The sequence below is a fragment of the Bacillus sp. 05T31 genome, assembly GCF_056396725.1.
The window spans coordinates 1-10,433 of sequence record NZ_JBFTMA010000255.1 but is presented as its reverse complement, the minus strand read 5'-3'; the positions used below and the strand labels follow the sequence as shown (position 1 = coordinate 10,433).

The 10,433-nt window shown below is 35.5% G+C and carries 11 protein-coding genes and 1 pseudogene; 10 read left to right on the top strand and 2 right to left on the bottom strand.

Features of this window, described 5'->3' with window-relative positions; genetic code table 11:
• The first annotated feature begins 115 nt into the window (after positions 1 to 115).
• Positions 116 to 907, top strand: coding sequence for a patatin-like phospholipase family protein (locus AC1DJR_RS16095; RefSeq protein WP_477003003.1), 792 nt, complete (start codon positions 116 to 118; stop codon positions 905 to 907).
• Entirely contained in the window at positions 900 to 1,925 is a 1,026-nt protein-coding gene (locus AC1DJR_RS16090; protein ID WP_477003002.1) for a SepM family pheromone-processing serine protease, read from the top strand. The genes AC1DJR_RS16095 and AC1DJR_RS16090 overlap by 8 nt, the downstream gene beginning before the upstream one ends.
• Positions 1,926 to 1,951: 26 nt before the next feature.
• On the opposite strand, the gene AC1DJR_RS16085 is transcribed toward AC1DJR_RS16090, so the two are convergent.
• Entirely contained in the window at positions 1,952 to 3,193 is a 1,242-nt protein-coding gene (locus tag AC1DJR_RS16085) for a nucleotidyltransferase (protein WP_477003004.1), read from the bottom strand.
• Positions 3,194 to 3,346: 153 nt separating this feature from the next.
• On the opposite strand from AC1DJR_RS16085, the gene AC1DJR_RS16080 reads away from it, so the two are divergent.
• The 3 genes from AC1DJR_RS16080 to AC1DJR_RS16070 all read left to right on the top strand — a co-directional run bounded on the left by AC1DJR_RS16080 (position 3,347) and on the right by AC1DJR_RS16070 (position 4,718).
• A complete protein-coding gene (locus AC1DJR_RS16080) occupies positions 3,347 to 3,847 on the top strand; it encodes a YceD family protein (protein ID WP_002014753.1) in 501 nt (166 codons plus the stop codon).
• A 61-nt stretch (positions 3,848 to 3,908) separates the two neighbouring features.
• Complete coding sequence (rpmF, locus tag AC1DJR_RS16075) at positions 3,909 to 4,082, top strand: 50S ribosomal protein L32 (RefSeq protein ID WP_001984764.1); 174 nt, start codon at positions 3,909 to 3,911, stop codon at positions 4,080 to 4,082.
• A 129-nt stretch (positions 4,083 to 4,211) separates the two neighbouring features.
• Entirely contained in the window at positions 4,212 to 4,718 is a 507-nt protein-coding gene (locus AC1DJR_RS16070; protein ID WP_002066865.1) for an RsfA family transcriptional regulator, read from the top strand.
• Positions 4,719 to 4,751: 33 nt separating this feature from the next.
• Here the strand turns inward: AC1DJR_RS16070 and AC1DJR_RS16065 are convergent.
• Positions 4,752 to 4,955: pseudogene (locus tag AC1DJR_RS16065) on the bottom strand (GNAT family protein); the annotation flags it as partial.
• 272 nt (positions 4,956 to 5,227) lie between these two features.
• Here AC1DJR_RS16065 and panE point away from each other — a divergent pair.
• The 5 genes from panE to AC1DJR_RS16040 all read left to right on the top strand — a co-directional run.
• A complete protein-coding gene (gene panE, locus AC1DJR_RS16060; protein ID WP_477003001.1) occupies positions 5,228 to 6,115 on the top strand; it encodes a 2-dehydropantoate 2-reductase in 888 nt (295 codons plus the stop codon).
• 79 nt (positions 6,116 to 6,194) lie between these two features.
• Positions 6,195 to 7,811 carry a bacillithiol biosynthesis cysteine-adding enzyme BshC gene (gene bshC, locus AC1DJR_RS16055; protein ID WP_002128861.1) on the top strand — a complete coding sequence of 539 codons (1,617 nt, stop codon included), beginning with the start codon at positions 6,195 to 6,197 and terminating at the stop codon, positions 7,809 to 7,811.
• Positions 7,812 to 8,177: 366 nt separating this feature from the next.
• A complete protein-coding gene (gene rsmH / locus AC1DJR_RS16050) occupies positions 8,178 to 9,110 on the top strand; it encodes a 16S rRNA (cytosine(1402)-N(4))-methyltransferase RsmH (protein ID WP_002014746.1) in 933 nt (310 codons plus the stop codon).
• A 15-nt stretch (positions 9,111 to 9,125) separates the two neighbouring features.
• Positions 9,126 to 9,488, top strand: a complete 363-nt coding sequence (ftsL, locus tag AC1DJR_RS16045) for a cell division protein FtsL (RefSeq protein ID WP_002014745.1) — start codon at positions 9,126 to 9,128, stop codon at positions 9,486 to 9,488.
• 22 nt (positions 9,489 to 9,510) lie between these two features.
• The coding region (locus AC1DJR_RS16040; RefSeq protein WP_477003000.1) for a penicillin-binding transpeptidase domain-containing protein at positions 9,511 to 10,433 on the top strand (923 nt) is incomplete at its 3' end.

The window sequence follows — 10,433 nt, the reverse complement described above, 5'->3', positions numbered from 1 at the left end:
CATGTAAGAAAATCCCCCTTTGTCCCAAAAACGTTCATTTCAGTATACGTGGATATGTGGTGAATTTAGACCATAAGTATGAAAAAGGAATGAAAAAAATTAAAGGGTGAGAAAAATGAAGGAACCAAAAATCGGTTTAGCGCTTGGATCCGGAGGTGCAAAAGGTTTTGCTCACATAGGGGTAATAAAAGTGTTGAGGGAAGCTGGCATCCCTATTCACATGATAGCAGGTAGTAGTATAGGGGCATTAATTGGTACATTTTATGCAGCGAGTTGTAACGTTGAAAGACTGTATAAATTGGCAGCTGTTTTCAAAAGGAAATATTATTTGGATTTTACAGTTCCTAAAATGGGATTTATTGCTGGAAAACGTATTAAAGATATGATTAAAATGTTTACATATAATAAAAATTTAGAAGAGTTAGATATCCCGACAGCTGTTGTGGCTACTGACATTTTGAAGGGGGAGAAAGTTGTTTTTACARGTGGTCCGATTGCGGAGGCGGTTCGAGCTAGTATATCTGTACCAGGGGTGTTTGTTCCAGAAAAAATAGATGGCCGCTTATTAGTGGATGGAGGGGTAATTGACCGTATTCCCGTATCGGTTGTAAAAGATTTAGGTGCTGATATTGTTATTGCTGTTGATGTATCTCCAATTAAGGTGAATGGAGAGGTTACATYGATTTATGATGTAATTATGCAAAGTATTGAAATTATGCAACATGAACTTGTGATGAATCGGCAAATAGCATCAGATTTAATGATGCGGCCAGCAGTGGAACAATTTAGTTCGCGTGCTTTTACACATATTGAAGACATTATTAGGGTCGGAGAAGTGGAAGCGGAAAAACATATTTCAAACATTTATTTACTAATTGAGCAGTGGAAGGAGAAACATAATGTTTAAGCGTTTTCGGTTTATATATGCAATTTTAATAGGGGTTATATTGGCGATGCTACTTGTTTATGTGCGCTTGCCGTATTATGTGACAAAACCAGGTATGGCCGCGAAATTAGCGCCGTACGTGCAAGTTGACGGTGGAACTAAAGAGTCTGGTGATTTCATGCTTGTCACTGTCTCAATGGGACCTGCTAATGTGGTGAACTTAATAGCCGCGCAATTTAATAAATATACACACGTTTCGAAGGCGGAAGAAATATTGCAAAAAGGCGAGAGTGATGAAGAATATCAATTTCGCCAAAATTATGCAATGAAAGATTCGCAAAATGCAGCAATCTATAATGCTTATAAACGTGCAAATCGCTCTGTTTCTTTTGAAAATAAAGGTGTACTAGTTGCTGGTGTAGCAAAGGGTATGCCGTCAGAGGGAAAGCTTAAGCTTGGAGATGTTATTATAGCTGTCGATGGAAAAAYATTCGACAAGACGGAACAATTTATTGAGTATATGACAGGGAAAAAAGAAGGGGACACAGTAAATATTGAATACAAGCGGGGCGGAAAACAGTTTAAAGAAAATTTAAATGTAAAGACGATCCCTAATGGGAATGGACGCGTCGGTATAGGGGTCTCTATCGTTACGGAAAGAGAGTTAGTAGTAGATCCGAAAGTGAAAATTGATTCCCATGAAATAGGCGGTCCATCAGCGGGGTTAATGTTTACACTAGAAATTTATAATCAGCTCGTTGAAGAAGATTTAACAAACGGACATGAAATAGCTGGAACAGGTACAATCAATGATAAAGGAGAAATTGGTCCAATTGGTGGTATTCAGCAAAAAGTAGTAGCTGCTAGTGATGCGGGAGCTGAAGTGTTTTTTGCGCCAAATGAAAAAGGTGTAGAGAAATCGAATTATAAAGATGCTCTTGAAGCTGCGAAAGATATTAAAACGAAGATGAAAATTGTACCGGTGGACACACTGGATGATGCATTAACGTATTTGGAAAAAATGGGTAAAACAAAGTAAACCTCTCTGAAGAAGAGAGGTTTTTCTTATAGGAATTTTTTCGTTATTTCATCATAACGAATTGGATGATGCGTTGCGTCTTGTTTTAGCAGTTGTGTCCGCAAAGGTTCTTGCATTATGGAGAAATATACAGCATTTGATTTTCGTTCTATGTCTAAAGTTGGATGTTCGAATGTTTTTGTATGAGTAAGGATTGGGAGTTCTATTTTTTTCTTATTTCTAGAAAGATAAGTTTGTCCTTTTTGTGACATTCCAAGAAGACGGATATACGGCGCATGTTGCTCTATATTTGCTTTGTGTATTTCTTCCTTCGTTGTATTTGTTAAAATATGTGTACAAGCTCTTTGCAATCTAGTCCATGTATAACGTTTTGTTTTTAATGCTTCCATGAATGAATAGAAAGATGAACTGTTTTGTATTTTTGATAAAATACGATGCTCTAAACCTTCTTCCATTTCATATATATGTTGTAAGTCCTCTGAAGACATCGTCATAAGTTTGTATTTAAAAAATGAAAAGTATTTTTCCCAGTTATGTAACGTCCCGTAGTTTTGCTTGTAGTTTTCTAAAAGAGAAGCAGTCATTTTCGGGATAAAAGGCTCAATAGTTGTAGAGGAACTGTTTTCATTAAATAGCTGTTTGCGAATACTTGTTGCACTTGCAATATGTTGATCGTGAAATGTTTCATCATGATAATGAGAGGCGAATCTTTTTATAGTTTGTGCTTGCATCGAACTGTTTTGTAAGAGAATTGCTTTAATGTACTGTAAGCCTAAAATGTTATTTGGTTGTGACATATCYACGTTTTTTTCGGGTGGTAAGATATGTAGAAAGGCTTCAGATGTAGCTTTTGCATAACTATTACCTGCATTCATAAATTGCTTCACAAGACGATTAAAAGTCTCTTCTTCATTTTTTTGTATAGCGATGGTATTGTAGAAATTTTCAGCTTGTCCATCTTCACTACCGAAACAAATTTCAGAAACACCAAGGGCGTTTAAAATCGAAATTGCGCCATTTGCGAAAGTTTCGGCCTTTTGTGTTGCGAATGCATATGGAAGCTCTACAACGAGGTCTACGSCGTTTGTTAAGGCCATTTTGGTACGATACCATTTGGAGATGAGTGCGGGCTCACCACGCTGCAAAAAAGGACCACTCATAACGGCGATAATAATATCAGACTGTGTTAACTTTTTTGTTTGTTGCACATGATAAGCATGACCGTTATGAAAAGGGTTATATTCAACAACAATACCACTGGATTTTATGGTAATCTCTCCTTTCGATGTAGCATCTTTTTGGAAAACGTGATAGTCTATATATTATTTCCTATGATGACTTCATTATAGTGTAAAGAAAAAACATTGACAAATATAAAATGGCTAGCTATAATTTTGTTTGTTGCCTTGAGGTGATATGATATGAAATGGTCCATCCATCAATTGAATAAATTGAGAAATAAAGGATTGACATTAAATGAAATGGTAGATGTAAGTGAGCTAAAAGAGGTCGAGAAAGATATTCGTGAAATTAATCCTGCTCATGTAACAGGAAGAGTTGATTTTGGCTCCGGTAAGTTTACGTTTCATCTACATATAACTGGAAGCATGGTTTTACCATGTTCTCGCTCTTTAGTAGATGTGACATTACCATTTGACATTAAAACAACTGAGGTGTTCCAAACTTCGGAAGAAGAATTTGAAACAGAAGCTGAAATTCATTGTTTAGAAGGAGAAGTACTTGACTTACTGCCCGTAATCAAGGAAAATATACTTTTGGAGATTCCAATGCAAATTTTCAGTGATGATGTTTCTGGTGGAGCACCGATGCAAGGTCAAGACTGGCAAGTGATTTCGGAAGAAAACAAAGAAAAGACTGTTGATCCACGATTAGCAGGACTTGCAAAGTTTTTTGACAAATAATCGGAAGACTGGTTTAGGCCTTCATATGAAAATAACTATTTCTTTTAAGGAGGTGGGAAGAATGGCTGTACCTTTTAGAAGAACTTCTAAAACAGTAAAAAGAAAGCGTCGTACGCATTTCAAATTATCAGTACCTGGTATGGTAGAGTGCCCAAGCTGTGGTGAAGCGAAATTAGCTCACCGTGTATGTAAAGCATGCGGTACTTACAAAGGTAAAGAAGTAATCAGCAAGTAATTGCGGGAAAATAAACGTAGAAGATATCTTCTACGTTTATTTTTTTTGTCTTATTCTTTATTTGTTGTATTCTATCTTTTCTAGTAACTGCATATGCTTAATAAAAAATGCATAGGGAGGACTAGAGAGATGGCGACAACAAGACAAGATGCTTGGACTGATGATGAAGATTTGCTTCTGGCAGAAGTAGTACTCCGGCATATTCAAGAAGGTGGAACGCAACTTTCTGCCTTTAAAGAAGTGGGGAGACATTTGTCTCGCACACCAGCAGCATGTGGATTTAGGTGGAATTCTTATGTTAGAAAGCAATACAAAGAACGTATTGAAGAAGCAAAGCAACTTCGTAAAGTAGAAAATTATGAAGTGAAAGAGACGAAGGTATTAGAGCCTACATCAATTACATTGAATGATGTTATTGAATTCTTGCGGAATTATAAAGATGAAAGCTCTTTAATGGTGTTGCAACAACAAATTGAATCGTTACAAACAGAGAAAGAACGTCTTCTGGAGCGATTATCAGTATATGAGGAAGAATATAGAACATTACTTGATTATATCGATCAAAAAAGAAGTGTAATGGTAGCGGAAAGAAATGGCGCTCGCTCGAATGGAGAATTAGAAAAATTAAAGAAATAAAAACAGCTGCGTAACAGCTGTTTTTTTTGTTTCTTATGCAGAGTCTTCGTTTGTAATCGCATTCGAATTTGTTTCTGGATGCCAAATATAAAAATCACCATCAGTTACTGATACTGACTGGAAACTTAATTTATCCCAAAAACCAGATGACTGGATACGTGCTATCGTTTTAATTGGGAATTGTAGTTGTTTCGCATAATTAACAAGCATTTGTCCGAATCCTTGTTTTTGAAAACTTGTTGAATGCAGAAAAGTTATAATATTTATAATAATATTATAACTCATTTTTAAATTTTTATGAAGAAGATAGAATATTTCTTTCATTATTTTTTTGAGGATTTGCTAAACTAAGAATAGAACTATGTATATAGGTAGCATATACGTAGTGAAAGAAGAGGTTGCATTTGTTAAAAGATAATTGAATCCTCAACTATGTAATTGTAATTTAATAAGATATAAAGGGGGAAAGGCAAGGGAACTTATATCACTTGTTAATATGAGTTCTTTGTGTGAAGATGAAAATTGGAATTGTTGGACCGGGAGCTATTGGTCTCCTATATACATTTTATTTACAAAAAAGTAATCAAGATGTTACGTTGTTTACAAGAAACGATAAGCAAGCAGAAGAATTAAACTTAACGGGTGTAACTTGTATTAGGAATGGAGAACGTGAAACGGTATTTCCATCTATTTTACCGATAGAAAGTATGCTGGATAAACAGTTAGATTATAYATTTATTGCTGTAAAGCAATATCATGTAACTGATATATTACCTTTTGTGCAGGGAGAATCGTCATTAATCTTTTTGCAAAATGGAATGTCACATCTTCACGTTATGCAAAAAATAGGAAATGAACGTATAGCAGTCGGGATTGTGGAGCATGGTGCAAAAAAAGAGGATGGACATACAGTTCGTCATACTGGAATAGGTGTTACAAAGTTTGGTATAGTGCGTGGTCAATCTAGTTGTTTTAAAAAGGTATTTAATTGTTTTCCTTTTGATTATTTTCCGATTCAGATAGAAGATGATTGGAAGGGGATTATGCGTAATAAATTAGTAGTCAATGTATGTATTAATCCGTTGACGGCATTATTGCGGGTTGAGAACGGGGAGTTAATTTCAAACCCGCTTTTTTATCAAATGATGGAGCAAGTATTTCAGGAAGTTGCATTTCTTGTTAAAGAAGAAGATAAGGAAATGCTATGGAAAATGGTATGCCAAGTATGTGAAAAAACATCCCGTAATACTTCATCTATGTTAGCGGACGTAAGRGCGAATAGACAAACGGAAGTTAACGCGATTGTTGGATATGTATTAGAAGAAGCTAAGGAACAACAACAATCTGTTCCGACACTTCGATTTTTGTTCAATGCAATAAAAGGAATGGAATTATAAGTGTTTTTCTTTGCTTTTACGTGAAACATTGAATACAATGTGGGTTGGTGAGAGAACAGGATACGAAAGGAAGAATTATATGGAGATAAAAGAAATCTCTGTTCCACTACAAGGTGTTGTAGCGGACTATATGAACGGTAAAAAAGAGATACAGTCATGTTTTGATTATCTGTTAACAGAGGATGCTTTTAAACAGCGTTTACATGATTTACGTGAGAGAGAGTTTTTCCGTCAAGATTTAGTAACGCATTTATTAGAATATAATACACAATTGCAAGCGGGAGAATTTACAATTCAAAATATAAAAGCGCTTGAAGATGAAAATACATATGTAGTTATAGCTGGACAACAAGCTGGGTTATTAACTGGTCCGCTTTATACAGTTCATAAGATCATTTCAATTTTACAGCTTGCAAAAGAAAAAGAAGAGAGCTTAGGCGTTCGGGTTGTTCCTGTCTTTTGGATTGCTGGTGAAGACCATGATATGGATGAAATTAATCATACATTTGTAACGAAAAATAAAAAAATAAAAAAGACCATTTTTCATGATCGTTATCCGAAAAAGGCGAGTGCTTCTGAGTCTGAGTTTTCTATTGAAGACTGTAGAAAATGGGTCGAAGAGATTTTTAAAACATATCCGGAAACGAATTTTACAAAGGATGTATTACAATTTGTTGATGATGCTTTAGGTAAATCGCATACATATGTAGATTTCTTTGCGCACCTTATTACGAAAATGTTCGCAAATTCTGGTTTAATTCTTGTAGATTCACATCATCCTGCATTAAGAAAATTAGAAGTGCCGTTTTTACAACAAATTATAAGTAAATATAAAGAAATTCAAGTAGGGCTTCGTAATCAACAGGAAGTACTTAAGGAATTAGGATTTAAACCGATTATTGAAACGAAGACAAATGCAGTGCATATATTTATGGAAATTGATAATGAGCGAGTATTGCTTGAAGAGAATCAAGGGAAGTTTATTGGAAAAGATGGAGTGCATTCATTTTCGTATGAAGAATTGATGGAAGAGATGGAAAGAAGTCCAGAACGTTTTAGTAATAATGTTGTAACGCGCCCTCTTATGCAAGAATATGTGTTTCCTACGTTAGCGTTTATTGGCGGTCCAGGGGAGTTAGCTTATTGGAGTGAATTGCAACAAGTGTTTCATACGGCAGGTTTCCAAATGCCACCTGTTGTTCCGCGGCTTACAATTACTTATATGGAGCGAGATATAGCGACAGATTTATATGATTTAGATTTGCAAGAAATTGATCCATTTCTAAATAATATAGATAATCTGCGTGACAATTGGCTTTCTAATCAAATAGAGGAACCGATAGACGAGCGATTTATAGAAGCGAAAAAAGAAATAATGGATATTCATACATCATTACAACAATTCGTGAAAAAAATAGATCCAGGGTTAAATGAGTTTGCKGGGAAAAATGAACTGAAAATTAATGAGCAAATTGAACTGTTAGAAAAAATGTTGAAAAGAAATGTTGAGAAGAAACATGAGGTTCAACTGAATAAATTCCGCCGTTTACAATTCGCGCTTCGTCCATTAGGAGCACCGCAAGAACGTGTGTGGAATGTGTGTTATTATTTAAATCAGTTCGGCCTTGATTTTGTTGACCGGGTAATGGAACAATCTTTTTCGTGGGATGGAAAACATCATGTAATAAAACTATAGAATCTTGCTCTTTTGAGCAGGATTTTATTTTTATTCTGTTGAATTAACTGTGAAGTGAAATATTTCTGAATTATCCATCTTATGTTAATGTAATGAATCGCTATGTATCAGGTATATATATATGACAAAATAGCACAAAATGTAAACGGATTAATATCTTTTTCGACAGGTTTTTGTTTAAATTCCCGCAAAAAATGATAAAATTTAGTATATAATAAAATAAAATAGCGATTTGTATAGCGTACTACCTTGTTGGAAGTTAAATGAGTCGTTCTTTAGTAGCGTTTCATCCTCTAGTAGTAAATTGTGTTTGTAGAGTGAGAAATGTATTTAACATAATTAATTGGAAAAAGAGTAGGTGCAGCAATGTTCAAACACGTAACAGTACTTTTGAAAGAAACAGTAGATGGCTTAGATATAAAACCGAGTGGTACATATGTAGATTGTACACTGGGTGGAGGAGGACATAGTTCTTATTTAYTATCTCAGCTAACAGATGGTGGAAAGTTAATAGCATTTGATCAAGATGAAATAGCGATTCAAAATGCGAAGGAAAAATTTTCTTCTTATGGTGAACAATTTGTAACAGTGAAGAGCAACTTCCGTTATTTATCTGAAAAACTACATGAATTAGGTATCACAGAAGTAGACGGGATTTTATTCGATTTAGGTGTTTCATCCCCACAATTAGATACACCAGAGCGTGGCTTTAGTTATCATCATGATGCACCGTTAGATATGCGGATGGATCAAGATGCCCCATTAACAGCATATGATGTTGTGAACAGCTGGTCATATGAACAACTCGTAAGAATTTTCTTCCAATACGGAGAAGAAAAATTTTCAAAGCAAATAACAAGGAAAATTGAAGCTTATCGCGAGAATAAGGCTATTGAAACGACAGGAGAATTAGTGGAATTAATTAAAGAAGGTATTCCAGCTCCGGCACGTAGAACAGGTGGACATCCTGCGAAGCGAGTATTTCAAGCGATTCGTATTGCTGTAAATGATGAATTAAAAGTATTTGAAGAAGCGTTGGAATCTGCAATTGATATGGTCAAGCCTGGTGGAAGAGTTAGTGTTATAACATTCCATTCTTTAGAAGATCGTATTTGTAAAACGACGTTTAAGCGAAATAGCACAACGCCGCAATTACCACAGGGACTACCGATTATTCCGGATGAATTTAAGCCGAAATTAAAGCTTATTACAAGGAAACCGATTTTACCTTCTGACATTGAATTAGAAGAAAATAATCGAGCGCGTTCTGCGAAGTTGAGAATCGCTGAAAAACGATAAAAAGGAGAGAGAGGTATGACTAATTTAGCTGTAAAGTATAAACAACAGGCGCAAGAAGAGGTACAAATTCAAGCGCCGCCACARCAGATGGTTAAGCCAAAAGTTAAAACGAAAATTACAAGAATTGAAAAGCTATTGTACGTAACGTTTATTGGGTTTTTATTATATGCTTGTGTAGCTTTTATTGGGAATAAAGCGGGTCTATATCAAGTTAATGTAGAAGCAGCGACGATAGAAGAACAAATTGTGAAAAAACAAAAGGAAAATCAAGAATTGCAGGCTGAAGTAGAGAAGTTAAGTCGTTATGAACGTATCGCTGAAGTTGCAAAAAAACACGGGCTAGAAATTAATGCGAATAATGTGAAAGGCCTAAAGTAAGGCAAATAGGTGTGAAGAAAAGATGAAGAGAAATATGACCAAATTTCATACCAATAAGGGAGCAGGTTATTTTATGATATTTTTCCTCCTGCTCTTTTTGCTGTTATTAGCCCGATTTTTTTACATACAAGCAACAGGAACAGTGGACAATCATGATTTGAAGAAACTTGCTGAGCAGAAACATAGTAAAAAGGGAGTTCTCGAAGCGAATCGAGGAACAATTTATGATCAAAATGGTCATGTRCTAGCRCAAGACGCAAATTCYTATARAMTKGTAGCSGARTTAAAAGGWGCTAASSCYGTTRAGGATAAAGAGGATACTGCAAAGAAAATCGCWGGAGTACTCGGAACGGGCGAAGACGCGATCTTAGCCGCTTTAAATAAAGATAGAAGTCAAGTGGAATTTGGAACATTGGGTAAGGGCTTGACGAAAGAAAAGAAAGAACAAATAGAAGCATTGAAATTGCCGGGAATAACTTTTATTACCGAAAATGCGAGAGTGTATCCAAACGGTGATTTCGCATCTTACGTCATAGGTCATGCCAGACCTGATGATAATGGAATCGCAGTAGGTGAATTTGGCTTAGAAAAGAGTTTGGATAAGTATTTAAGGGCTTCTAATGGTGAGGTAGCTTATACAGGTGACCGTAAAGGAGTATCTCTTGACGGCGGGAAAGTGAATGTAAAGGCACCTAAAAATGGAGATAATGTGTATTTAACGCTTGACCAACGTATTCAAAGTTATTTAGAAGACGCAATGAAAGAAGCGAGTAAACATTATGAACCAGAAAATTTAATAGGGATTGTTGCGGATCCGAAGACAGGGAAAATATTAGCGATGTCTAGTAAACCTAGTTATGATCCGAATCAAGAGAAGAATAAATATTTTTATAATGATGCCATTGCAAATGCATTTGAACCAGGATCAACAATGAAGATTTTCAC

What these genes read in the sequence shown, in the direction of transcription:
- AC1DJR_RS16080 (WP_002014753.1), top strand. Translation starts at nt 3,347, where the DNA reads ATGAAATGGTCCATCCATCAATTGAATAAATTGAGAAATAAAGGATTG.
- rpmF (WP_001984764.1), top strand. Translation starts at nt 3,909, where the DNA reads ATGGCTGTACCTTTTAGAAGAACTTCTAAAACAGTAAAAAGAAAGCGT.
- AC1DJR_RS16070 (WP_002066865.1), top strand. Translation starts at nt 4,212, where the DNA reads ATGGCGACAACAAGACAAGATGCTTGGACTGATGATGAAGATTTGCTT.